This window comes from Spirosoma spitsbergense DSM 19989, assembly GCF_000374085.1.
Classification (GTDB): domain Bacteria; phylum Bacteroidota; class Bacteroidia; order Cytophagales; family Spirosomataceae; genus Spirosoma; species Spirosoma spitsbergense.
In genome coordinates, this window is the sequence record NZ_KB893400.1 from 1 (window position 1) to 24,229 (window position 24,229).

General features: G+C 48.5%; 19 protein-coding genes, 1 tRNA gene and 2 pseudogenes. 16 read left to right on the forward strand and 6 right to left on the reverse strand.

Annotation, left to right across the window (positions count from 1 at the left end; genetic code table 11):
• From B157_RS39260 to B157_RS0103200, 6 genes and pseudogenes are all read left to right on the forward strand, one after another.
• Window positions 1-282, forward strand: a pseudogene (locus tag B157_RS39260) (hypothetical protein); the annotation flags it as partial.
• A pseudogene (locus B157_RS34290) lies at window positions 283-1,950 on the forward strand (TonB-dependent receptor domain-containing protein); the annotation flags it as partial.
• Window positions 1,950-3,638, forward strand: a complete 1,689-nt coding sequence (locus tag B157_RS0103185) for a RagB/SusD family nutrient uptake outer membrane protein (protein WP_020601935.1) — start codon at window positions 1,950-1,952, stop codon at window positions 3,636-3,638. The pseudogene B157_RS34290 and the gene B157_RS0103185, both read left to right, overlap by 1 nt.
• 108 nt (window positions 3,639-3,746) lie before the next feature.
• Window positions 3,747-4,670, forward strand: a complete 924-nt coding sequence (locus B157_RS0103190; protein ID WP_041951877.1) for a sugar phosphate isomerase/epimerase family protein — start codon at window positions 3,747-3,749, stop codon at window positions 4,668-4,670.
• A gap of 107 nt (window positions 4,671-4,777) precedes the next feature.
• Window positions 4,778-5,038: a hypothetical protein gene (locus B157_RS34295; protein WP_020601937.1), complete on the forward strand. Its 261-nt coding sequence runs from the start codon at window positions 4,778-4,780 to the stop codon at window positions 5,036-5,038.
• The gene (locus tag B157_RS0103200) at window positions 5,035-5,451 is read left to right on the forward strand and encodes a putative toxin-antitoxin system toxin component, PIN family (protein ID WP_020601938.1); all 417 of its coding nucleotides are present in this window, start codon (window positions 5,035-5,037) and stop codon (window positions 5,449-5,451) included. Before B157_RS34295 ends, B157_RS0103200 begins: the two co-directional genes overlap by 4 nt.
• 123 nt (window positions 5,452-5,574) lie before the next feature.
• Here the strand turns inward: B157_RS0103200 and B157_RS0103210 are convergent, their stop codons facing one another.
• The 3 genes from B157_RS0103210 to B157_RS0103220 all read right to left on the reverse strand — a co-directional run bounded on the left by B157_RS0103210 (window position 5,575) and on the right by B157_RS0103220 (window position 8,729).
• The gene (locus tag B157_RS0103210) at window positions 5,575-7,491 is read right to left on the reverse strand and encodes a DNA polymerase III subunit gamma/tau (protein ID WP_020601940.1); all 1,917 of its coding nucleotides are present in this window, start codon (window positions 7,489-7,491) and stop codon (window positions 5,575-5,577) included.
• A 91-nt stretch (window positions 7,492-7,582) separates the two neighbouring features.
• The gene (locus tag B157_RS0103215; protein WP_020601941.1) at window positions 7,583-8,380 is read right to left on the reverse strand and encodes an ion transporter; all 798 of its coding nucleotides are present in this window, start codon (window positions 8,378-8,380) and stop codon (window positions 7,583-7,585) included.
• 46 nt (window positions 8,381-8,426) lie between these two features.
• On the reverse strand, window positions 8,427-8,729 hold the full coding sequence (locus B157_RS0103220; protein WP_245565013.1) for a hypothetical protein: 303 nt from the start codon (window positions 8,727-8,729) through the stop codon (window positions 8,427-8,429).
• A 356-nt stretch (window positions 8,730-9,085) separates the two neighbouring features.
• Here B157_RS0103220 and B157_RS0103225 point away from each other — a divergent pair, with 356 nt between their 5' ends.
• Window positions 9,086-9,796: a GNAT family N-acetyltransferase gene (locus tag B157_RS0103225; protein ID WP_020601943.1), complete on the forward strand. Its 711-nt coding sequence runs from the start codon at window positions 9,086-9,088 to the stop codon at window positions 9,794-9,796.
• A 106-nt stretch (window positions 9,797-9,902) separates the two neighbouring features.
• On the opposite strand, the gene B157_RS0103230 is transcribed toward B157_RS0103225, so the two are convergent.
• Window positions 9,903-11,255: a DUF4394 domain-containing protein gene (locus tag B157_RS0103230; RefSeq protein ID WP_041951878.1), complete on the reverse strand. Its 1,353-nt coding sequence runs from the start codon at window positions 11,253-11,255 to the stop codon at window positions 9,903-9,905.
• A gap of 120 nt (window positions 11,256-11,375) precedes the next feature.
• Entirely contained in the window at window positions 11,376-12,878 is a 1,503-nt protein-coding gene (locus B157_RS0103235) for a capsule assembly Wzi family protein (protein ID WP_020601945.1), read from the reverse strand.
• Window positions 12,879-13,016: 138 nt separating this feature from the next.
• Here B157_RS0103235 and B157_RS0103240 point away from each other — a divergent pair, with 138 nt between their 5' ends.
• A complete protein-coding gene (locus B157_RS0103240; RefSeq protein ID WP_020601946.1) occupies window positions 13,017-13,835 on the forward strand; it encodes an aldo/keto reductase in 819 nt (272 codons plus the stop codon).
• Window positions 13,836-14,018: 183 nt separating this feature from the next.
• Here B157_RS0103240 and B157_RS34300 read toward each other — a convergent pair whose 3' ends face one another.
• Entirely contained in the window at window positions 14,019-14,615 is a 597-nt protein-coding gene (locus B157_RS34300; protein ID WP_020601947.1) for a hypothetical protein, read from the reverse strand.
• A gap of 340 nt (window positions 14,616-14,955) precedes the next feature.
• On the opposite strand from B157_RS34300, the gene B157_RS0103250 reads away from it, so the two are divergent.
• The 8 genes from B157_RS0103250 to B157_RS0103285 all read left to right on the forward strand — a co-directional run bounded on the left by B157_RS0103250 (window position 14,956) and on the right by B157_RS0103285 (window position 24,033).
• Window positions 14,956-16,341 (forward strand): MATE family efflux transporter, encoded by a 1,386-nt coding sequence (locus B157_RS0103250; protein ID WP_020601948.1) that lies wholly within the window; start codon window positions 14,956-14,958, stop codon window positions 16,339-16,341.
• A 132-nt stretch (window positions 16,342-16,473) separates the two neighbouring features.
• Window positions 16,474-17,751: a GTPase HflX gene (gene hflX / locus B157_RS0103255; RefSeq protein ID WP_020601949.1), complete on the forward strand. Its 1,278-nt coding sequence runs from the start codon at window positions 16,474-16,476 to the stop codon at window positions 17,749-17,751.
• 159 nt (window positions 17,752-17,910) lie between these two features.
• Window positions 17,911-17,982, forward strand: a tRNA-Arg gene (locus B157_RS0103260).
• A 528-nt stretch (window positions 17,983-18,510) separates the two neighbouring features.
• Window positions 18,511-18,840 (forward strand): hypothetical protein, encoded by a 330-nt coding sequence (locus B157_RS0103265; RefSeq protein ID WP_020601950.1) that lies wholly within the window; start codon window positions 18,511-18,513, stop codon window positions 18,838-18,840.
• 582 nt (window positions 18,841-19,422) lie between these two features.
• Window positions 19,423-20,055 (forward strand): gluconate 2-dehydrogenase subunit 3 family protein, encoded by a 633-nt coding sequence (locus tag B157_RS0103270; protein ID WP_020601951.1) that lies wholly within the window; start codon window positions 19,423-19,425, stop codon window positions 20,053-20,055.
• Window positions 20,056-20,158: 103 nt separating this feature from the next.
• On the forward strand, window positions 20,159-21,877 hold the full coding sequence (locus tag B157_RS0103275) for a GMC oxidoreductase (protein ID WP_026308449.1): 1,719 nt from the start codon (window positions 20,159-20,161) through the stop codon (window positions 21,875-21,877).
• A 128-nt stretch (window positions 21,878-22,005) separates the two neighbouring features.
• The gene (locus B157_RS0103280) at window positions 22,006-22,539 is read left to right on the forward strand and encodes a hypothetical protein (protein ID WP_020601953.1); all 534 of its coding nucleotides are present in this window, start codon (window positions 22,006-22,008) and stop codon (window positions 22,537-22,539) included.
• A gap of 87 nt (window positions 22,540-22,626) precedes the next feature.
• Complete coding sequence (locus B157_RS0103285; protein WP_020601954.1) at window positions 22,627-24,033, forward strand: ATP-binding cassette domain-containing protein; 1,407 nt, start codon at window positions 22,627-22,629, stop codon at window positions 24,031-24,033.
• Window positions 24,034-24,229: the final 196 nt, after the last annotated feature.

Below are 24,229 nucleotides of genomic sequence, written 5' to 3' on the forward strand. Positions count from 1 at the left end.
TTTGGTGCCTTCAAATCCAGAGGCTTTGATTTAGAAGGGTGTGGCCTAACCAAGCATCATCGCCTTCGTCGGCTGTTGTTTATCTTGTCAATGAGTCTGATTTGGGCCCTTGAAACGGGCGAGTGGCTCATCAAAGCGGGTCATAAAATACCAACCCGCAACTTGACAGGCCGATGCCAAGCGTTGTTTAGTTTATTCCGTCACGGTTTAGATGAACTGCGCGATAGAATCCTTAAAGGCCAACCTGTTGGCCACCTTGTACCACTTTTGTCCTGTACTTAGGTGTACAAGTTTAACCTGGGTGTCGATTACTCCAGTGCCACGCAGGATTTACAGTCGCTGGCGAGTGCGGTGCCACAGCAGGACGGTCGCCTTGAAAGCATTTATTCGACCAATCGGAACACGCTGGTGGAGAACTACCTGACTTACACCTGGAACCGGGCCGACCACGGTTTTACGGCGTTGGTGGGCCATTCGTACCAGAAGTTCTTCATTCAGGGCCGCGACTGGAGCATCAACAAATTCCCGATTTCGCCCATCGAACCGATTTATAATCCCGGTTTGGGTCAGGACCTGACGCTGGCCAATAATAAACCTACTGGCTTTGCGCTAGAAAACGAACTGCAATCATTTTTTGGCCGGGTCAACTACCAATACAAAGACAAGTACTTAGCTACTGCCACTGTCCGGGCCGATGGCTCAAGTAAGTTCGGGGCTAACAACAAATACGGTACTTTCCCGTCATTCTCGCTCGGCTGGCGGTTGTCGGAAGAGGCCTTCCTGAAAAATGGCCCCTTCACCGACCTGAAACTACGGGCAGGTTACGGCCGGACCGGTAATCAGGAAATTCCGTCGAAAATTACGCAGGCCCTATTCACGTCGCAGGTGGGAGCCACCACGAGTTACCCGCTCGATAACACGACGGCTTACCCAGCGGGTACGTCCTACACGCGACTGGCCAATCCTGGTATTCAGTGGGAAGTATCGAATCAGACAAACGTTGGTGTTGATTTCGCGCTGTTCAAAGGGGCACTATCCGGCTCGGTCGATTACTTCAACAAGATATCGAACAATATTTTGCTGGAAGTAATCCCGGCCGACCCCGTTCAGCCTGCCAGCACGTTCTGGACCAACGTGCCGAATATGAGCATTACGAACAAAGGCCTCGAACTGGCCCTGAACTATCGCTACGCCAGTCTGAGCGGTTTCCGGTTCGACATCGGCGGTAATATGACGTTCATCAATAACATCGTCGAAAATTCACCCTACTCGGTTATTCCGTCGGGTTCCGCATCGGGTTCCGGTCTGTCAACGGCTACCATCAATGGGTACATCAACGGGCAACCCATCGGTACGTTCTTCCTGAAAGAATTTACGGGCTTCGATGAGAAAGGCATCAGCACCTTCCGCGATGTAGACGGCGACGGAATTATCACCGACAACGACCGGATTGCGGCCGGCAGTGCTCTGCCTACGAAGCAATTCAACATCAACAGCAATGTATCCTGGAAAGGGTTCGATCTGGCCCTGAACTTCAATGGCGTATCAGGCAACAAGATTTACGACAACACGGCCAATGCTAACTTCTACAAGCTCCGGCTTTCCAAGGGTATCAACACGACTGCCGAAGCCATTCAGTATTCGCAGGAATCCATCAATAACTCGGCTCCCGTATCGACGCGTTATCTGAAAGACGGAGCCTTCTTTCGGCTAAACAACGCGTCGCTGGGCTACAGCCTGAATCCAAAAACGATTGGTATCAAGCGTGGAATTTCGGGCATCCGCCTGTCGGCAACGGGGCAAAACCTGTTCGTGATTACAAAGTACGACGGCTATGACCCCGAAGTAAATATCGACCGCACCGTAAATGGTATCTCGTCGTACGGCATCGATTATCTCAGCTACCCCAAAGCCCGGACGTTTGTGCTGGGACTAAATCTGACATTTTAATGAAAAAGAAAATCCTTTCTATACTGGCTCTGGCTGGCGTTTTATTCCTCGGTAGTTGTACCAATCTAACCGAGAAGGTGTTGGATGAAGCGTCGGTGGCGGGTTTGTCGGACCGGCAGGCGGCCGACGGTATCATGGCCCCCGTGTATGCCCGGCTTCCGGATTTGTATTCGCACACCATCTATTTTGCTCTCCAGGAAATCTCGACGGATGAGGCCATTCTGCCCTACCGGGGTGGCACCGATTGGGGCGACAACGGTATTTACCTTTCATTGCATCAGCACACCACTACCAGCACCGACCCAAACGTGCGGAACGCCTGGTTGCTGGCACTACAGGGCATTTCGAGAAGTATTACGGCCCTGAATACGCTGCCCACGCTCAACGATAGCGTTACCAAAACGTACATTGCCGAAGCGCGGGGAATGCGGGCCTTCTACAATATGCTGTTGCTGGATATGTTCGGGCTGGTATTTGTGAAAGAAGACGTAAACGCTACCTCTACCATTTTGCGGGGGAATGACGCATTGGAGTATGTAAAGACGGAGTTGCTGGCCGTTGAGCCGAACCTTAGCAACACAGTTGGCCCCGGTCGGCTCACGAAAAATGCCGTGTATGGTTTGCTGGCCCGCCTGTATCTAAATGCCGCCGTCTACCGAGACCGCTATGCTACGCAGTTTACGTTTAAGCCGGAAGACATGGATAAGGTGGTTGAGTACACGGAGAAAGTAATAAACTCCGGGCAGTATCAGTTGGCCCCGGAATACTTCTCCCTTTTTAACTCGGATAACCACGATAATAAAGAACTGGTTTTTGCCATCGACCAGCGGGCTGAACTAAACGGCCACAACCGGCTTTCCTATTTCTCGCTCTCCGGCGACCAGTTTCCGCTACCCGCTTACCCGGCGGCCAACGGTACTGACGGCCCAGCCATCACGTCGGATTTTTATCGGTCGTGGGTTGCCGCCTACGGCACCAAAGATCCATCGGTCGACCCTCGTTTTTATAAGCAAAATATATCCATCTATACAAACCCGGCTGATTCATGCGTATCGGCCAATGACTTCAACATTGATCGGGGTATTTTGCGCGGACAGCAATATGGTTTGCTTCGGGTGAATGGTGCGTTTGTGAAATGTGCCAATGGTAACTTTAAGGTCGGTAAACTCTTCAACGTAAACCGCAACAAGCCTACGCTGGCCGTTAATTTCACGGAGCAGGTTGATTTTACGGTGGCGGGTAGCAATTACAGCACCGGCTACCGGGTGGAGAAGTACGAATTCAGCAAGAAATCGACCAGCGGTCGTAACCTGGGCGATGCCGACATTGTCATTCTGCGGCTGGCCGATATGTATCTGATGCGGGCTGAAGCCAAACTTCGGAAAAGTAGCGATGCCGCCAGTGCGCTGGCTGATGTAAATACGGTTCGTGCCGCCCGCACGGCCCGGATGCCTGCCCCGCCCGCCCTGACGACGATGAACCTCGACTTATTGCTTCGTGAGCGTGGGTTCGAGTTTTACTGGGAGTCGCAGCGCCGGACAGATATGATCCGCTACGGCAAATACGAAGGCATCTGGACCGAAAAAACCAACGCTGACGTGAAAAAGCGGCTTTTCCCGATTCCGCAAACGGCCATTGATGGGGCTTCAAACCTGCCGGGCTACTTAAAGCAGAATGATAGTTATTGACGGATAGGCACAGAGTGCCAACTAACGGGTACTCCAGCTAACCATCACCACCTGTTGATGGTTAGCTGGAGTACCCGATTTGCTTTGTCAGCTTAAATGATGGATACCATGCACAAAACACCGTCTGACCGTCGGACTTTTTTTAAAACGGTTGCTGTCAGCCTGCCGCTGGTAGCCGGTATGGGTACAGGGCCGTTTGGGGGCAGGATTGGCACATCAGGAAAGTTGGATCATCTCCGCCTTAGTTGCAACCTTTATTCATTCAATGAGCCCCTGATGAGTGGGCAAATGACACTGGAAGAGGTAATTAAATTTTGCTCCGAAATTGGATTCGATGCCGTTGACCCAACGGGTTACTATTTTCCTAACTACCCGGTTGTGCCGGATGATAGTTACGTGTACCAGATTAAGCGAAAAGCGTTTCGGTTAGGTCTCGACATCAGCGGAACGGGCGTCCGCAATGATTTTACATTGCCCGACCCAGCCCGCCGAAAAGCGGAAGTGGCATTAGTGACGAAGTGGACGGACCTGGCCGCCAAACTGGGGGCACCCGTTATCCGGATTTTTTCGGGTACTGGTAAGGAACTGCCGGTGGGCTACAACCGGCAAGAGGTTACGGGATGGGTAGTCGAAGCTATTCGGGAGTGTACGGACTATGCCGCTAAACAGGGTGTGATGATTGTGCTGCAAAACCACGCTGATTTTATCCAAACAGCCGACCATATCCTGGACATTCTGCAACGGGTCAACTCCGAGTGGCTGGCAGTCAATCTGGATATTGGCAGCTTCCGAATAGGAGACCCCTATGAGCAGATTGCCCGCGTGGCCCCGTATGCGGCCACCTGGCAAATCAAGGAAAATATGTTCGTTGACGGCAGAGAAGTGGAAACCGATTTGGGCAAAATCGTAAAGATTGTACGCGAATCTGGTTACCGGGGCTACCTGCCTATTGAAACACTCGGTAAAGGAAACCCGCGACAGAAAGTACCGGTTTTTTATGAAAAAGTAAAAAAGGCGTTGACGGTCGTTTAATAGTCCACATCCAGGTTCAATGCGAATGATAGAAGGCTTATCAGCCCTTACGGAGAGGAAGGATTTTGCTTATCTTTACGTAAACAGTACGCAAAATTTTATTAGATATGAACTTGTCGCCATCACCCCGTCGGTTGAGTAATGCGCAGTCGTTACTACTTCAGTTATTCGAGCGAGACCTGCCTGAATCCGAACTAATAGATGTGCGTCGTGTACTGACGAAGCACTTTGCTCAAAAAGCAGAGGAGGAAGCCGAGCGTATCTTGAATGATCGGCATGAGTTGGCTCAGGACATTGAGAAGGACAGCGCAGGCATTAATGAGAATAGAACGAACTACGCACAAACACTTCGTTCCAGTCCCAAATGAAGATAGTTGTTGATACGAATGGTCTTCTAAACGCAATACCCAGAAACGGGTCGAAGAAATGGCTTTATAACGCATTCATTGACAATACTTTCACATGGGTTTTTAGCAATGAGATTCTGTCAGAATATGACGAGATAATCTGTCAAAAGTTTAGTCAGGATGTATCTAATTATGTAATAAGTTCACTGCTGGCTTCCCATAATCACGAGCGATTCGAGCCATCTTGTAAATATCAACTGGTGACCCAGGATCCAGATGATAACAAATTTGTCGATTGTGCCATCGGGGCCAATGCCGACTATTTAGTTACGGATGACAAACATATTTTAGGTCTTTTGGAGATTCCCGATCTGTTCCCACCCGTTCCCGTCGTCACGTTTGCCCAGTTTCAGGATATATTGGCGAGTTTGTAAACACTGAGTGACGGAAAAACTGTTCGTTCAATGGTACCTGCTCATTGAAACACTCGGTATGGGAGACCCGCGACAGAAAGTACCGGCCTTTTATGAAAAAGTAAAAAAGGAGTTGACGGTTGCTCAATAGTCCACGTCTAGGTTCAGCACCTTCCTTAGTTCGTGCAGGGCGGGGTTTTTCTCGGCCAGGAAGTTGTACTTGTCCTGCGAACTATAGATCATTTTCTTCACTTCCTGCTGGGTTACGGTGTGCTCTAGTTGAATCTGGCTGTTCTGTAGTTCGTTCCGTAAATAGCCCAGCAATTCGGGCTTTAATTCGGTCAGGTAACCTACCTGTAAGGTATTGTCGAGGTTGATACGGATAATGGCTCCCTCCAGCACCAGCTCCCGGTTCAATACCAGTTGTTCCGTAGCTGAATCATTCTGCCGTTGCCTGATTTTGGCAAACGATACCCATACATCCTGCAATTTCTCTAAATCGAATGGTTTGTCAGGGCGCGCCGGGGTAACAGTCGCCGGGGTATCATCTGCCTGAGCCGTGGGCTTTACCGCCCCCGCCGTCAGCGGCACAGTTGAACGCAGTTTACTGGTTGCAGGGCGTTGCAACGGGGTTATCTTTGGCTTGGTGGCTGGTTCCTGCGTTGTAATGACACCCGACGAAGCCATTATGTCTTTTACACTGGCCGCATCTGAATAGCTATTTTCAGTTACCGGCAACGCTTCTGCGGGGGTTTCTACCGGCACAGGCGTATTGGCTACATATCCATTAACTGGTTCACTGGTGATTGGGTGGTTTTCGGTTAGTTGGGGTCCAGGATTAGACTGGGGAGAGCTGGGGTTCGGACTGGCGTTTTTTTTTTCGGGGCTGACCAATTCGACAGACCCAGGTTCTTTACTGTTAAACCCATTCAGCGGGAGTTCGGGCAGCGTTTCCCAGTTGAGTAGGTTCCGCAGGTTGGCCAGTTTCATCAGCCACAGTTCCGTGTGCAACCGCTGGTCTTTGGCCTGCTTGTAGTTCATATCGCACTGACCACCCAAACTTAGGGCCGACAGCAAAAACGACATCGGTGCCCGCGCCGACTGATCGAGGTATTGCCGACGGACGTTTTCGGTTACCTGAAGCAACTGCACGGTAGCGGCATCCTTGCAGACCAGCAAATCGCGAAAGTGCCGACAAAAGCCAACCACAAACTGATGCCCATCGAAGCCCTTACGCAGAATTTCATCGATCGTTAATAGGCTTTGAGGCAGACTGCCAGCCAGTAGTAAATCGGTCAGCTTGAAGTAATAGTCGTAATCCAGAATATGCAGGTTATCCAGCACTTCTTTGTAGCGAATGATGCGATCGGCAGCAAAGGTCACGTTCAGGTCGAACATGGACAGGGCATCGCGCAGGCCACCGTCGGCTTTCTGAGCAATGAGGTCGAGGGCTTCGGGCTCGGCAGTAATGCCCTCTTTCTCAGAAATCGTTGCCAGGTGACTGGCAATGTGCCCCGGCTGAATCCGGTTAAAATCGAAAATCTGGCACCGCGACAAAATGGTTGGCAGAATCTTGTGCTTCTCCGTCGTTGCCAGAATGAAAATGGCGTAGGAGGGGGGTTCTTCCAGTGTCTTTAGGAATGCATTGAAAGCCGCCGACGAAAGCATGTGTACCTCGTCGATAATATAAATTTTGTACTTACCCGACTGGGGTGGGTAGCGTACCTGATCAATCAGGTTTCGGATGTCCTCGACCGAGTTGTTGGAAGCGGCATCCAGTTCATGAATATTAAAGGAGGCATTCTGATTAAAGCTCACGCACGACTCGCAGGTATCGCAGGCTTCGCCTTCAGCACTGAGATTTTGGCAGTTGATGGTTTTGGCCAGGATACGGGCACAGGTGGTTTTGCCTACCCCGCGTGGCCCGCAGAACAGAAACGCCGACGCTAAATGATTGGTCTTGATTGCGTTTTTCAGCGTCGTTGTAATGTGTTCCTGCCCCACCACCGTATCGAAGGTAGCTGGGCGGTACTTGCGGGCCGAAACCACGAAATTTTCCATACCGCAAGTTAGCACGGAAGGGGCGAATTTCAAACGGATTTGATGGAGTGACCAAGGTGAAGAAAGCCTGTGGGAACGATCATTTGTTTCCCTAAATCTCTTTTCCGCAGTGTGGACACACGCGCCTTATGGGTTCTTTACGACTGCGAACCTGCTCGGTAAAACCAGATACCAGAATACCCGTTGGTAAGGCAAACAGACCGATGCCGACGATGGCCGAAATGCCTCCTAGTAGCTTGCCAAGGGGTGTAATAGGAAGAATGTCGCCGTAGCCAACGGTGGTCATGGCGCTAACCCCCCACCACATGGTGGCCGGAATACTGGTGAATTTATCGGGCTGGGCTGGGTGTTCAACGAAGTACATTACGCTGGAAAGGATAATGAGCATAAATACTACGAAGGAGAGACTCAGCACAAGTTCCTCCTTTTTTTCTTCTACTACACGTTGAATCATTCGAAACGCCTGGGAATAACGGGATATACGGAATAATCGGAAAATACGAAAGAGCCGTAAAATGCGAACCACACCCAGATCGGTAGCGAACAACGAAAAATAAAAGGGGAAAATAGCCAGGAAGTCAATAATGGCCGAGGCCGAAATGATATAACGCAGTCTTCCTAAAATGGGGTGATGGTATTTTTCATTCTCCACACAAACCCATACCCGCAATAGGTATTCGATGGAGAAAAAGAGGACGGAAAAAAGCTCAAAATCGATAAAAAGCTGGGCGTATTGCTTATTGTATTCCGGCACGGTGTGGAGCACAATAGCAATGGCATTCAGGGTAATAATCGTAATGAGTATCAGATTGAAAACCAGACTGATGCCCCGGCGTTTACCGGCAGACATCTCGAGAACGCGGTAAAGGAGCTTGCGTAGCTGTAGCATGGTAGATTAAAGTCAAAGGACGATGATGCAAGCTACTCACCAAAACCTAAAATTGTCCTACCCATACTACCACCCAGGGCTTTCGTCTTCCCATGGGTGAGCCTTGAAAGTGGTTAATTACCGGCCCCCAGATAAATTGAAAAGTCCAGGGTAAACCGAAGAGGGCTATAAATGAACCAACCACATCTGGCCCAACACCGTCGGCTGTAAAATAATTGGCTAACGCTGTCAGATAAAAACCGGATGGAATCCCCTGCATGACGTACAGATAGAAGAACACTCCATACCGCAAAGGGCGGCTTTGGGTTAGCGTGAGTGGATTATAGGAGGAAGAAAAAACCACAGGCACACTTTTTGTCGTTTATAGTCTGTCGCGGAAAAGTATGTAGTACCCGGTAATTAAGAAATATGTTTTGAGCGATTACGAACATATCCCTAAAAAAAACCGTTATTCTATTGCACAAGCCGGATAAACTCTCTAAAATTGTCCGCGTTTAGCGCAAAACCAATGGCAAAGCTCGTTTACTTACCGACTTTCTTCCATACTACGCCATTTCGGTTTAGGTCCGAAAGGACTACATCTCTTTGTTTGCCTATGTGGTAAACTATTTCCGCCTTTTTTCTCGTTTTATCTTCTCACAACAAATCAGCTCGGATTACGCTGTCTCCGTTTTTGCGGCTTCACAACCGCCCGAATAAACGACAATGATCACCCCAGAAATAATTAACGACCAATACATTATTCAGGTCGCCAATGAAAACCACCTTCGGCTGGCCGAAACCATCTGCCATGAAATGGAAGAGAGCGCCAAAGCCAGAGGAACCGGCATTGCCAAACGTTCGCCCATTTATGTAATGGAAAAGATGGTTGAAGGCAAAGCTATTATTGCAACGGCCATTACCGGCGAATGGGTTGGCTTCTGCTACGTTGAAACGTGGGACCACGGTAAATTCGTAGCAAACTCAGGACTAATTGTGCATCCTGATTACCGCAAGAGTGGTATTGCGACGCATATCAAAGCGAAAGCATTCGAGTTGTCCCGGAAGATGTTTCCCACCGCCAGGATTATTGGTATCACCACGAGTCTGGCGGTTATGAAAATCAATTCTGATTTAGGCTACCAGCCGGTTACACTCAGCGAGTTGCCGGGCGATGAGTCCTTCTGGAAAGGTTGCCAGACCTGCGCGAACTTCGATATTCTGACTCGTACAGAGCGTAAGCACTGCCTATGTACCGGTATGCTTTATGATCCCGAAGAACATAAGCAGCAAACGAAAGAGGAGAAGTGGAATTTTCTGAAAGAATCAAAATTATACGAACGCTGGATGCGGATAAAAAAACGAATCCTGCTACGAATAACTCCAGCGGATCGCTCGCGTTCACGACGGATGGATCAGGAACTTGAAACCGTATAAGTGTCTGCCCAGGCCGACAGTCTTCTGTATTTTAGCCAAAAAGCCTGCTTCGTTGCGCAACGAAGCAGGCTTTTTCAATAGCGAAAAACGTAACTGCGCCTTTAACTCACAAACCCAAACCAGTAGTAAAACCACGAATAGTAGGATTACCCGGCAATAGAATTTCCGAAGATGCCGATCTGTTTACTGGGTTGATTGCACGAATCCGGGTCGAGTCATTGGTTCGGAGTAGGGTATAAGCGGGTCGCGTTAGGTTTGGCAGGTATTGATTCGGCGCTTGTTCCACCTTGTCAACCATACCGTCAACAGGATTTAACAGGAATGTTTGCCCGGTAGCCATTTTAAGCCAGATACGGTCTGATATAGGCGTGAACCGGAAATCAGCAATAGGCTCTGACAGTTGATTGCCAAATGGGGCTTTGCTAACTGCAGAAGCTATACCACTGGCAGTATTCAGCATATATAACCTGTTTGAACTTCCCAGGGCATATAACTGCCCCGTTGAGGGACGGAAATCGAGACCATTGATCTCTTCGCCTTCCTGTAAGCCCGTAACCGTCTTCGCCACGGGCAGTGGGTTCAATGGGTTGAAAACAAGCAGACTATTATTACTGTCAATGGCGTAGGCAACTGGCTCTGTAGGAACCGCCAGCCCAATGATGGTGCCCGGCAGGTTACCTAACTTATGTAATCGGCCTGTTGCGAGGTTAACTTGCTGAAGCTCAGAAGCACCGTTAAATGTTACGGCTACCAGGCCATGGCCATCGGGTGTAATATCAAACCCAGCCGCGCCGGCAATATCCAGTCCCAGAGCACCAACGTCGGTAAGTTTGCTTTTACCTGATTGCGTTTGTATATAGAGCCGGTCCGTAGCTGGGTCGATATTATACAGTACTGTTGTCAGTGCGCCCGCCCGGTTGTTAGTATAAGCCAGTTCGGAAACCATAATGCCCATCAAGTTACTACTGATGCTGTTCTTAGCCGCGACTAAACCCGTCTCCGGGTTTAGCCAGAAATCCTGTCCATCGGTGCTAATCAGCCGAATGCGGTCGAAGGCTGGGTTGAAATCAATGCCCACAATACTACCAGTAAGGCTGGGTGTGAAAGGGTTGGTCGTTAACGGACGCGCTTCGGCCGTATTGGGGTTGATTATAAACAGGCGACTTTTGTTACTCACTCCGTAAAGCTGTCCCGTAGCAGGCCGGAAATCAATAGACATGATCCGCTCTCCGACCTCTACGTTTGTGCCGACTATGCGTATCGGTGTTATCGGCTCATGCAGCGTGCCTGAGGTTACACGCATCAACTGATTGGCATCGTTCAGCGCATAAACCGGGGCTTCGAGTAATAAATCAGGGTTTGGGGCCAGCCGGTCGTCGCAGGCATTCATTATCAATAGTAGGCTGATCACCAGCACGCTGATAATGGCACGAAGACTTTTTCTGTAAAAAACGACCATAGTAAACGTTTCCGGATAGATCAAAACATAGTTACGTTCTTTATACGTTTAGCTATGTTCACTGGATTTAATACATTAAAAATAACAATTTACGGTGAATCGTGGCGCAAGACTAACAATTTACCATTTTTTCTTTACGCTGATATAGCCACCAACGTTGTCAGGCATCAGTTCGCCCCGGTCAAGGGCTACCGTAGTTGTTAACCAGGTTCCCGCCCATTTGTTAAGCGGCCACTGAGCGGTTAAAAGGGTGGATAACTGATGGATTACCTCCGGGTAAGGTTGTTTATACGAACCAAAATTGCGGCTATACGACAAACGGGTAGTCAACGTAGGGCCGCGTCGAAAGGCGCTGAGGGTACCCAAGTACCAGGCCACTACCCGATTATTGGGAAAGAAACCATTCGCACCAAAATCATTCCCTACAGCCGGAGCCAGATCAGAACGTGGCATGATGAACGGCGTACCAATCGTTCGCCCCCGGTATGACCACCCCTGTGTATACTGGCTGTTATTGAAATAATTGTCATTTCCCTGATACCGGGCTGTTTGGTCAAAGGTTGGGCCACTTTGATTGGTGGTGCTTAGCCATTCGAGTACAACCCGGTCAAACCGGAAGCGGGATTTAATGGGGGAGTGGTTCTGAAAACGTAGACCTGTCAATCCATCCGGTATGTTTTTCAAAGCCAGCCCCGAAGCATCCTCATATATATGCTGGTGGTAGAGTAGCCAGTTATGCCGCTTTCCTAACCACTCCATCGCGATGTCATAGTTGCCTACGTGATTTCCAACGCGATTAGTACCGTCAAAAGTTGTAAACCGGTCGTTTTCCAAAGCATCCGGATAGCGACCGGTTAGCAGGGATAAATAGTCCTGAAAAGAGGTAGGTAAACTGCCGTCTACCGCCAAATCTGTTCGGCCAATCAGATAATCGGCTCGTCCACCCCATTGTACCTGATGGTTTAGGCCAGCGTAAAAACGAAAGCGCCAGTTGGGCTTTCCAACCCGGCCATACAGGTACTTCTGGTGAAGATAGCTCCCCTGTATATAAGAGTTGGCAAACCAACCATGCGCGTACCCTACCCGAAAAGACAGCAACTTTTTGGTAAAGCCAATTGGTACATAATTGGGTGTTTGTAACGCTATTTTTGGGAATGGCATGGCATTACCCGACCAGGCAACAAAACCAGACGTCAGCAGGGTGTCGCCCAGCCCAGCTACCTCACGCCGGTTACCGCCGTATAGTTCCAGGATACCAAAACGAATTTTTACGTAGGCATCGGGTACCAACACGGCCGGATTGTTGGGAGTAGACGTTGGGCCAACGTTGGCAACAGTATATAACCCAAAGCCCCAGTCGAAACGCGATTTTCGTTTTGGCGTCGAATCGGACCGAGTCTGATAATCGCGCTGTATTCCCGCCCGTATTGTTCCGAAAGAACCCTGCAACGGAATGGTATTATACTGATTGACCCGTAGCCAAAAAGGGTTTTGCGGGGATGAAGTAGCTAACCCACCGATTTCGAGGGAGTAATGAATCGGTTTAGTTGAGGGAGTTGATTGGGTCCAGCCGGCAGCTATGGGTAAAATAACGAGACTTAGGATTGGGAAACGTTTCCACATAAGCCGGGGCGGGTATAGTAAGGATAATTATCCGTAAACATACAACGCGATGATTAATTAAGGACACTAACTAAAATGTAAGCATTTGAAAACATCCTGCCTCGTTTCTGGATTAACAACTATAAATATGTTTGGCGAATGGAATTACCCTTTACTACGCTTAATAACGGTGTCCAAATGCCCCTGCTTGGTATTGGTGTTTATGCCCCAAAACAGACCAACGAGGTACAGCAGGCCGTAGAATGGGCACTTGAATCAGGTTGTCGATTGATAGATACTGCTTCTGCTTATGGCAACGAGCGCGAAGTGGGCGATGCTATTCGGGAAAGCGGCCTCTCCCGAAGTGACGTTTTTATTACAACTAAAGTCTGGAACGATGATCAGGGCTACACCCGAACCCTGCGGGCGTTTAACCGAAGTCTGGAACGCCTGCGCCTGGATGTGGTGGATTTGTACTTAATTCACTGGCCCATTAAAGAACATCGGCACGAAACCTGGCGAGCACTTGAAAAGATCTATATGGATGGCCGCGCCCGCGCCATTGGTGTATCAAACCACTACCTGGACCAGCTGGATGAGTTATTGACCGAAGCAATTATTAAACCCGCTGTTAATCAGATCGAATTTAGTCCTTACTGCTATCTTCCTGAGGTGTTGGATTATTGTCGTCAGAAAAACATTCAGCCAGAGGGGTATGCTCCTGTAGTACGGGGGCAAAAAGCCGAAGATCCGAAGTTGGTCGCTTTAGCCCGTAAATACGGTAAATCGACGTATCAGCTTCTGATCCGATGGTCGTTGCAACATGGAGTAGTCACTATTCCAAAATCAGTAAAGCGTGAACGGATACAGGAAAATTTTGATGTATTGAACTTCACGATTACCGATGAGGATATGGCTCTAATGGATACCTTCTATGACAATACCCGTATTGCTGATGATCCCCGGACTAGGGAGTAAACCGATTTTATCACCTAACCGCTACTACTGACTCATGTACAACACACTCAACCGGTAAGTGTTCCCCGATTATATCAGCCAGCATACGCATGCCCCATTCTTCACTTCGGCGATGCCCGGCAGCAATAACAGCCATACCCGTGTCGTCAACCGCCTGCTGACCCGCCTTACGATAGGCCCCTGTTAAATAAAGATGTGACCTTTCTCATCGGCCTCCCGAACAAGCGCATCAGTCATGGCCCCTACCACTGCCACGCGGTAACTATCCGGCTGCCATCCGCCAGAGCCATACCCCGCTTCGGCGCGGTCGTACCCACCAAAAATTGTTTTAATCCTGTCAAGTAAAAGATCAAATTCCTGGGGATTGATGTCGATGAGCATGCCAATAGGTCGTGGAGGCAGGGTTTTGCCAGAATCATCGGCCGACTTCTTATAACCAATGGGCTGTAGATTGCCCATAGCCCCTAACTGACTGGCCAAACGGCTATTATAGCCCATTGTTAGTGTTTCGTCGAAGGGTAGATGATGGGACAGAATACCTAAATCGGGGGGTAAACGGGACAAGTCAATTTTCCAGGGACGATGTAACCAGAGGGCGTCAATCTGCGTTTCATCTACCCAGTCATACAACCGGAAAAACGGCTCCAGGGCTAACCCAACCCGTTTTATTGGTCGTTTTGATGGATAGTAAATACCGCCTTGCTCCGTTTCGGGAAATTTTCCAACTGACAGTTCCTTTTGCAGAAAATCCGCCAGGTCGCTTATGAAGAAAGTGGACATATGCATGTTTTCTAAACTGCCTACCTAATGGATAGTTTACCACAAAAAACACTGTTTTTGGGCCAACAGCACTGATTACAGGACCAATGTACCGTTTTTTATGAACCGGTTGCTCAAAAAAAAGTGGATTTGTACGAAGTTAACCAGTAAATTTGTGCGCTAAACGAATGCGCGCTGGCGGTTCCAAAATGCCCATGAAGTTCTTCGCTTAAAAACCCTCCCAGGGTTTTACGTTTTCTCTCAAGTGTCAACAAACCTCTAGTTTGTCTGGCACAATACTTTTTCTCCTTTCATACACACGAGCCAGTAACCATCGGTTGCGGCACATCTATATGGCTAAATGACCAGATTTATTCGGTTGTTCCTGGCCGCTTTGCGCGGTTCAGAATCTAATTTCACTTCAGGCAGTATTAACAGGGCAATTTTTCTATTATCCGTTCCAATGATTCTGGAAATGGTCATGGAGTCATTGTTCGCCGTTGTCGACGTCTTTTTTGTAGCAAAAATCAATACCGAAGCCATCGCTACGGTTGGACTTACGGAGTCTGTATTAACCCTGGTCTATTCCATTGCCATCGGGTTAAGTACGGCGGCTACTGCGCTCGTAGCCCGGCGCATAGGCGAGCAGAATAGTAGGGGGGCTGGCCGGGCAGTAGGGCAGGTAATTCTTGTTTCGGTTATTCTGGCCGTTGTAATGGGCGTACCAGGATTTTTATTTGCCGGTACTATTCTACGGCTCATGGGAGGCAATGAGCAGCTGATTGCCAACGGGACAGGGTTTACCCGAATGATTTTCATTAGTTCACCTGCCATCATACTACTGTATACGCTTAGCGGCTGTCTGCGTGGTGCAGGAGATGCCTCTATGGCTATGCGCTCGTTGTGGCTGGCCAACGGGGTTAATATCCTGCTTTGCCCGGTGTTCATTTTTGGCTTAGGACCATTCCCCGAAATGGGCGTGCTGGGATCGGCGGTAGCCACAACAACGGGTCGGACGATTGGTGTTATCTACCAACTGATTGCCCTGTCTCGCCGAAAAGGAGCGATTCAGTTGTTACAGACAGATATGGCACCCGATGCCAGTATTATCCGGAATCTGCTTGGTTTGGCCGTTGGGGGTGCCAGTCAGTTTTTGGTTGGTTCTGCCAGTTGGATTTTTCTAACCCGACTGCTGGCTACGTTTGGTAGTGATGTGGTAGCTGGATACACGATTGCTATCCGGATTATCGTGTTTACCATTTTACCGTCCTGGGGAATGGCCAACGCTGCCGCAACGCTGGTGGGTCAGAATTTGGGAGCTGGTTTTCCCGACCGGGCCGAAACATCGGCATGGCGGGCAGCTTTCTGCAACATGATTTTTCTGGCGGCCGTTGGCATTGGTTTTTTTCTGGGAGCTACGCAGATTGTTGGTTTATTCGATAGCAATCCTCGGGTGGTCGACGTGGCAGTGCAGGGCTTACGAATATTTTGTCTGGGCTATCTGTTCATGGCCTACGGCATGGTACTTAGTCAATCGCTCAACGGAGCGGGCGACACCCGAACACCAACGCTCATTAATATTGTATGCTTCTGGCTGGTAGAAATACCTCTTGCCTACACCCTGGCGCACGTTCTCCACTGGGGACCATCCGGCGTATTCTGGTCGGTAGCAACGAGTGAAATTCTGATGGCCGTCCTGTCTATTTTTGTATTTCGGCGGGGGCGCTGGAAAACCGTTCAGGTGTGAGCGAAGCAGACTGAAGCCACGCTTCTTATACCGAAACTTTTACCCACAGCCCCCCGTTATTTATCTCATGGGGTGTTGGTTAGTATTTTCGACAAATACACACCCAACACCCACTTATCCCTGAATCTATTTATGATCGATACCACTAAACCACCCGAAACCGCCGTACTCGTTGCCTTGATTACGCAGAAACAAACCGCCGACCAGACGAAGGAATATCTGGCCGAACTGGCATTTCTGGCCGAGACATCGGGTGTGAAGACTATTCAAGCGTTTACACAGAAAATGGACCGGCCTGATACCCGTACGTTTGTGGGCAAAGGCAAACTGGAGGAAATCCAGACGTTCATTCTTGATAACCCCGTTGATTCTGTCATTTTCGATGATGATCTGACGCCTGCGCAGGTGCGGAACCTGGAAGACAGCTTTAAGGATGTAAAAGTGCTGGACCGAAGCCTGCTCATCCTGAATATATTTTCGATGCGGGCGCAAACGGCTCAATCGCGGGTACAGGTCGAGTTAGCGCAATACCAGTATATGTACCCCCGGCTGACCCGGATGTGGAGTCACTTGACCAGCCAGAAAGGGGGGGTAGGTATGCGCGGACCGGGTGAGAAAGAACTCGAAACCGACCGGCGGATTGTAAAAGACCGAATCTCGTTTCTGAAGGAAAAACTCGCCAAAATCGATAAACAAAGCCAGACGCGCCGGAAAGAGCGGGATCGGCTGGTACGCGTTGCCCTTGTGGGATATACCAACGTGGGTAAATCGACACTGATGCGCACCATGGCCAAAACCGACGTTTTTGCCGAGAACAAACTTTTCGCGACGGTCGATTCAACGGTGCGAAAAGTAACGTTGGGTAATATTCCCTTCCTTCTGACAGATACCGTTGGGTTCATTCGCAAGTTGCCGACGATGTTGATCGAATCATTTAAATCAACCCTCGACGAAGTGCGGGAAGCTGATATTCTGGTTCACGTGGTGGATGTATCGCACCCTAATTTTGAGGAGCAGATTGAAGTTGTCAACTCGACACTAGCCGACATTAAGGCCGCCGATAAACCGATGGTGCTGGTATTCAATAAGATGGATCGATTTGTTCCAAAAGATGAGTGGGCCGATCAGCTTCAGTTGGGTGAAGATGATGAATTTATTGATACGCAGGAAGATATCATTATTCCGGTAGCTGTTCGAAAACAGACGGCACTGGCCTACCTGAAGAAGACGTATCTTGCCCAAAAAGCCGACTACGTGGCCTTCATCTCTGCCGAAACGGGTGAGAATGTCGGTGAACTTCGGGAGTTGCTCTATGACCTGGTGAAAGAGAGGCATTACCAGATTTATCCAAACTGGAGTCATGTTCCCCTCTCCGAGTCGGCGGAGTACGGCGATGGTTTGGCGAGTTAGCGGATTTTTGGCAATTTTGTGACGTTGTTGTCCCTTCTCTCTCAATGTAGTGAGAAGGGACAACTTTTGGTCCCACAGTCCGACTGGCAAAATCGGAACGCTGGACCAAAATAGTACCTAAACACGTATTATCGGTTTGGGTTAAGTATACCAATTTCTGGTCCCGTAGTTCAACGGATAGAATAAGCGTTTCCTAAACGCTTGATATGGGTTCGATTCCCGTCGGGACTACTAAAACCCCGTTTACAGGCCGTAAGCGGGGTTTTTTGTGAACTAATGGCAAATCTGGTGGCAGGTTGTTTCAATCCGTAACCACTATTTGGTTAAGTTAACGTATTGAGGAAATTAGATACTTTTTAGAAAGCGAAAAAATAAATTTCAGTAAAATAGTGACCTTTTGGTAATGATCTCGTATTCTCGTATTGCGTAGTGAAATCAACCAGTGTGCTTACTTGATCTCCAGTTAGACGAGCAGGCGGTTATATTTTATTTTATCCACATATTTTATTACAAATACAGTACAATCTTTACCAAAACTGGCTTTTATCCTAGATTTAATTCCAGACAGTTTACTGCCCGCTTAGGCGACAGCTCCGTTGGGCTACTATTTCAAGACCGGGTTGATTAGATGGTTAAAGGACAACAGAAGCCTTACATTCTTGACACTTAAATTTTTTTTCAAATGCATTGGAAATTTTTACAGGTTGGCAAGATTTTAGCAATTCTTGATTTACAATAATTACAACAACTATAAACACAATGATTAATCCTGTCTTCCGCCAAACGGAGCTGTTAAAAGAGTATGTAAAGACGCTTGCCGCATCTGAGTGTGTTTTGCCCGGAGTTAGTTCCCGGCAATGGGGAAAAGAATTCAACAGGTCTGAACTGGATTCTATTTATTCATGCCTGAAATTTTTACTCAAGACGGCCAATCCCGCAGTGGAGAAGGGCTTGATTGACGACTTCCGTGAAATAGGCAAACCCGGTATGTACCTGCATTGGTTTGTATTCCGCCACTGGCAGGAGATTATTCAGTTGCTGGTGACACATCCAACCTTGTCCAGTCGGCATCAATTGTCAGTGCATTGAGTCATGGTTAATCACTGTGTTATATTAAAAAAAGATTATAATTTGATTATTTCTACTGTTTGGCACAAGGAATAGAGTACAGGAAGCTGCGCCACCCTTAGATGGTGTCTGGCATCGTTTGTAACCTGCAACGGAGATCCGTTGCAGGTTGCCTATTTGTTAAGGTAGCCTGGGCGGACCTGTCATTTTCCTGATACTACCGGGATGAGTTATCTATATGGTTATCTTCCTGTTTCACTACGGCTTATACTGTTACGATTGAATATTCATACAATAGGATAGGATCATAATACAACATGCCTTTCTATGGTCCAAATAGTGGGATGGCAGATTGACCACTGCTAATGGCATTTATAGTGTCGACAGCATAAGCTCAAAAACCAGCAACGTACGCTGCTATATCTGCACGCATCCTATTTTTTCGGCTTCTTGTGCCTTTATTCTACTGATGTACAGTCAGTGTTAAAACTGTATCCTTTAATTACACAATCCATTCATTGATTTTATACATTTGTAATTCTTTATATCGTTTTACATAAAAGCATAATCCGCTCTACGCATATGAATAGAAGAGATGCCCTAATGCGGGTGGCCACAATAGCCGGAGCAGGCATGACATTGCCAGGTGTGATGTCGGCCGCGCTAGCCGACAGACTCGAAAACTCCGCTGCCCAGCGAGCCTTAACAGGCAAACCACTTTTCTTTACGGCCGATCAGGATGTTACGGTTGCCGAACTAGCCGATACGATCATTCCCACAACGAATACGCCTGGTGCTAAAGCTGCCAAGGTGAACGAAGTGATTGATATTATCCTGAAAGATTGCTACAAAGAAGATGATCAGCAACGTTTCCTGAATGGACTCATTCAGACGAATAAGCTTAGTCAGGATACATACGGGAAGGCATTTGTGGAGCTTGATCCGGCACAGCGCATTGAAATTATGAAGAAGCTCGAAGCCGACGATAAGCAGTTGCGATCACAGATGACAACGGCTAAAGCGGTGGCTAAAGTAGAAAACGCCCAGGCTGATCTACAGATGCCCGATGCCAAAAAGCGGTATACGCCTTTCTTCTCTATGCTGAAAGACTTGACGCTGACAGGCTATTTTACGTCCGAAATCGGAGCCACGCAGGCACTCGAATATGTTGCTGTTCCGGGGCGTTATGATGGATGTGTTCCGCTGAAACCCGGCCAAAAAGCGTGGGCCATTTAAATTTAGTATCAGGAGTGAGAAGTGAGGAGTTAGAATGCTCCGCCGATAAGAAATCTTCTGCATTCTAACTCCTCACTTCTCATTCCGCACTCCTTAAAGAAATATGAATCTTACTATAGACGCAAAAAAAGATATGACCTACGATGCCATCGTCGTTGGGTCGGGTATTTCGGGTGGCTGGGCCGCAAAGGAACTTACCCAAAAAGGCTTGAAAGTGCTAATGTTGGAGCGGGGACGCGATGTGAAACACATTGAAGGATACCCGACAGCTACCAATAATCCCTGGGAGTTTCCTCACCGGGGCCGAGTTACCACGATGGCGGCCGAAGAATATTGGGCCAATATGCGCACTGGATATACTGCCAACGAAGAGTGGCGACACTTCTTCGAGAACGATAAAGAAAACCCGTATCTGGAAAAACGAAAAGTTGACTGGATTCGCGGATACCACGTAGGTGGACGCTCATTGATGTGGGGGCGCCAAAGCTATCGCTGGAACAAGGAAGATTTTATGGCGAATGCCAAAGAAGGCATTGGTGTCGACTGGCCCATTCGCTATGAAGACCTTGCTCCCTGGTATACGTACGTTGAAACCTTTGCCGGTATTTCGGGCAGTAAAGATGGGCTGGATGTGTTGCCCGATGGCAATTACCAGCCCGCCATGCAGATGAACTGTTTGGAGAAGGAAGCAAAAAAACGGATCGAAAAAGCATTCCCCGCCCGTACTGTCACGATGGGTCGTACGGCTCACCTGACTCAACCCAAACAACTGCATTACGATCTGGGTAGGGCCGCTTGCCAGTTCAGGAATCAGTGTATGCGAGGCTGTCCCTACGGTGGTTATTTCAGCACCCAGGCAGCCACGCTGCCAGCGGCTGTCAAAACGGGGCGTTTAACACTGCGCCCGGACTCTATCGTGTCGGAAGTACTGTTCGATGAGAAGAAAGGTAAGGCTACCGGTGTTCGGGTCATTGACCAGAATACCAAAGAAGTTCGGGAATACTACGCGCGTATTATCTTCCTGAATGCCTCTTCTTTCGCCAGCACGTCTATTTTAATGAACTCCAAATCGCACCGGTTCCCGAATGGAATGGGTAATGAATCGGATCAACTGGGTCGTAATATTATGGATCACCACCTGGCCGTTGGTGCTGCTGGTACCTTTGATGGTATGGAAGATCAGTACTATTATGGTCGTCGGGCTAATGGTGTGTACGTACCTCGCTACCGTAACTGGGCGGGTGACAAGCGCGATTACGTGCGTGGCTTTGGCTATCAGGGCGGTGCCGCTCGCGGAGGCTGGAACCGGGGTAACGGGCAGGAAGGTTTCGGAGCCGATTTCAAAGAAAGCCTGACTACTCCTGGGCCCTGGACGATGAGTTTGGGTGGATTTGGCGAAATGCTTGCCAACCCGGACAACCGGATGACGCTCTCGCCCGACCAAAAAGATAAGTGGGGCTTGCCATTAATCGTGTTCGATGCTGCCTACGGTGAAAACGAGCGCAAAATGCGTGTCGACATGATGAATGATGCTGCTGAGATGCTCGAAGCCGCCGGGTTAAAGAACGTGACAGCTTATAATGATGAGTCGAAACATCCGGGTATAGGTATCCATGAAATGGGCACCGCCCGCATGGGAAAAGATCCCAAAACATCGGTATTGAATGCGCATAATCAGCTTCATAGTGTTAAGAACGTTTTCAACACAGATGGAGCCTGTATGACTTCGGCCTCCTGTGTGAATCCGTCGCTTACGTATATGGCCTTAACAGCCAGAGCCGCTGATTTTGCAGTCAAAGAGATGAAGAAAGGTAATCTGTAGTTAATAATAATCAACATAGAGCGGATTGGTAGCCTGGCGTTACCAGTCCGTTTTTTTATGAAAAAATAAACATTCTTTACTTAGTTGAGTTATTAGGTAGATTAAACAATCAAAACAAAAACTCAACGATGAAAAAAGTAATGATTATGGGCTGTATGCTGGTAGCTGGCATAGCCCTGAGTGCAAATGCACAAACGACGAATACGACTACGAATACAGGCTCAACGGGAACAACAGGAACATACTCAAACGGACAGACGGGAGCGGGTACGGGTATGAATACGGGGGTTACTCAACCGACAACAGGTGTTAATAAAGCAACCGTACCAACAAATACGAACACATATCAGAACCAGCCACCAGTGGTTAATGGCACTGGAAACACCCCTACTGGTACCGGAGCCGGTACAATGAACAATACCGGCGTTAATGATCCGATGAGAAACACGGGTACTACAGGTACAACAACCAACTCAACGTATGGCACAGGAACGGGGTCAATGACCAATGGGTCTACTACCCCTTCTGAAACGGTGAATCCTATGAATACCACAGATCGGGTAAACAACGGTACAACCGGAAATGGAAGCCGTAAGGTGAAGAGTAGAAAATCGAACTCGGGGACAATGAAAAACGACACAACAAATCCCCCTAAAAATTAAACGAATCGTATAAGGTTAGTAAAACGGGGCGATAACTTTGTGGGTTATCGCCCCGTTTTTATGGTAGAACAGACACCACTTATAGCAATGAATACGCTGACCGTCCGTAGAAGCGGTCATATAATACTGGAGGATATCACATTTCAATTGAATAAGGGCGAATGCTGGATGGTAGTGGGGGCTACAGGGAGTGGAAAGACTACATTCCTGAAGGCCCTGGCTGGTCATTTTCCAACCGGCCCTGATACCCTATATCGACGGGCGGCTACCGAATTTGTTTCTTTTAAAGAAGAATCGAGTCAGTTTTCCTATAGTGGGTATTTCTACCAGCAACGGTATCAGGCTACTATGGCCGATAACCCCGAGGGTAGCGATGCCGGGTATAAATCGATTCCGACCCTGCGCGATTTTCTACAATTGACGGACAGCCCCGAAACAGAGTCTCTGATTGAGCGATTGGGACTAACGCCATTGCTGAATCGTTCATTCCTTAAATTATCGAATGGTCAGACCCGCAAAGCTCGTATTGGAAAAGCACTTTTACGCCATCCTTCCGTTCTGTTACTGGACAATCCCTTCGTTGGTCTGGATGCTACTTTCAGGGCTGAGCTAACGGCCTGGCTTGGCGAATTGACCAATCAGGGACTTACACTTATACTGGTCAGAGAACCTGATGATGTTCCATCTTTTATAACCCATGTTGCGGTACTGGAAAAAGGCCGTATCAAGTGGGCTGGAGCTAAGGAACAGTATCAGGCAGAGGCTGTCGTTGAGGCCCGAACAGTGTTGCCCCTGTTGCAAACACCCCCGCAACCAGTCGACTTTCTGGAAGCATTTCACCTTCGAAATGTAACCGTACAGTACGGGGAAACGGTTATTATCAAGGCGCTGAACTGGGTCGTTCAGGCAGGCGAGCAATGGGCGTTAATAGGACCTAACGGGGCAGGGAAATCGGTATTGCTGAGTTTGCTTTATGGTGACCATCCTCAGGCTTACGCCAATGATGTCAGCGTATTTGATCATCGGCGTGGTAAATCGGGTGAAAGTATTTGGGATGTTAAACGCAGAATAGGCTTTATTTCGCCCGAATTGCACCTTTATTTTCCCCAGTCCTTGTCGGTTCGGCAGGTAGCACTTACTGGCCTGACGGATACGCTCACCCCCCCGAACCGCATAACGGCAGAAACGGAAAGCGACTTACTGAACTTGCTGAATTACTTTGGGTTGGCTCAATTTGCAGAACGATCTTTTGGTACGTTATCGGCCGGTGAGCAGCGATTGATTCTGTTTATCCGGGCCATCCTCAAAAATCCCCCTGTCTTACTATTGGATGAACCCTTTCAGGCAATCGACGCTGCCCATGTTCAGTTAGCCCGTAATTTACTGGACAGTTTTACGCATAAAACCATCCTCTTCGTTACACATGACCCGTTAGAGTTACCCGATTCAATAGGGCAACTATTTGCTATTCAGGCAGATAGCTTTGGGAAATAGCGCATTCACCTGGGTGCTGAAGTTGGGTGCAGAAAAGACAGGACCAACGGTCGCCTGTTGATGGTCACATACTATTGTTGGCATGGTTTGTGATGAACAGCGATGCTTTCAAGGGAAAAGTCCAAATTCGTTGATTATCTTCTAAACGCGAGAAATAAGCTAATAAATGAGCCAATAAGTAAATGTTATTTCCTGT

Excerpts from the sequence above, each read along its gene's own strand:
- B157_RS0103185 (WP_020601935.1), top strand. The coding sequence starts at position 1,950 with ATGAAAAAGAAAATCCTTTCTATACTGGCTCTGGCTGGCGTTTTATTC.
- B157_RS0103190 (WP_041951877.1), top strand. The coding sequence starts at position 3,747 with ATGCACAAAACACCGTCTGACCGTCGGACTTTTTTTAAAACGGTTGCT.
- B157_RS34295 (WP_020601937.1), top strand. The coding sequence starts at position 4,778 with ATGAACTTGTCGCCATCACCCCGTCGGTTGAGTAATGCGCAGTCGTTA.
- B157_RS0103200 (WP_020601938.1), top strand. The coding sequence starts at position 5,035 with ATGAAGATAGTTGTTGATACGAATGGTCTTCTAAACGCAATACCCAGA.
- B157_RS0103210 (WP_020601940.1), bottom strand. The coding sequence starts at position 7,491 with ATGGAAAATTTCGTGGTTTCGGCCCGCAAGTACCGCCCAGCTACCTTC.
- B157_RS0103215 (WP_020601941.1), bottom strand. The coding sequence starts at position 8,380 with ATGCTACAGCTACGCAAGCTCCTTTACCGCGTTCTCGAGATGTCTGCC.
- B157_RS0103225 (WP_020601943.1), top strand. The coding sequence starts at position 9,086 with ATGATCACCCCAGAAATAATTAACGACCAATACATTATTCAGGTCGCC.
- B157_RS0103230 (WP_041951878.1), bottom strand. The coding sequence starts at position 11,255 with ATGGTCGTTTTTTACAGAAAAAGTCTTCGTGCCATTATCAGCGTGCTG.
- B157_RS0103235 (WP_020601945.1), bottom strand. The coding sequence starts at position 12,878 with ATGTGGAAACGTTTCCCAATCCTAAGTCTCGTTATTTTACCCATAGCT.
- B157_RS0103240 (WP_020601946.1), top strand. The coding sequence starts at position 13,017 with ATGGAATTACCCTTTACTACGCTTAATAACGGTGTCCAAATGCCCCTG.
- B157_RS34300 (WP_020601947.1), bottom strand. The coding sequence starts at position 14,615 with ATGTCCACTTTCTTCATAAGCGACCTGGCGGATTTTCTGCAAAAGGAA.
- B157_RS0103250 (WP_020601948.1), top strand. The coding sequence starts at position 14,956 with ATGACCAGATTTATTCGGTTGTTCCTGGCCGCTTTGCGCGGTTCAGAA.
- hflX (WP_020601949.1), top strand. The coding sequence starts at position 16,474 with ATGATCGATACCACTAAACCACCCGAAACCGCCGTACTCGTTGCCTTG.
- B157_RS0103265 (WP_020601950.1), top strand. The coding sequence starts at position 18,511 with ATGATTAATCCTGTCTTCCGCCAAACGGAGCTGTTAAAAGAGTATGTA.
- B157_RS0103270 (WP_020601951.1), top strand. The coding sequence starts at position 19,423 with ATGCGGGTGGCCACAATAGCCGGAGCAGGCATGACATTGCCAGGTGTG.
- B157_RS0103275 (WP_026308449.1), top strand. The coding sequence starts at position 20,159 with ATGAATCTTACTATAGACGCAAAAAAAGATATGACCTACGATGCCATC.
- B157_RS0103280 (WP_020601953.1), top strand. The coding sequence starts at position 22,006 with ATGAAAAAAGTAATGATTATGGGCTGTATGCTGGTAGCTGGCATAGCC.
- B157_RS0103285 (WP_020601954.1), top strand. The coding sequence starts at position 22,627 with ATGAATACGCTGACCGTCCGTAGAAGCGGTCATATAATACTGGAGGAT.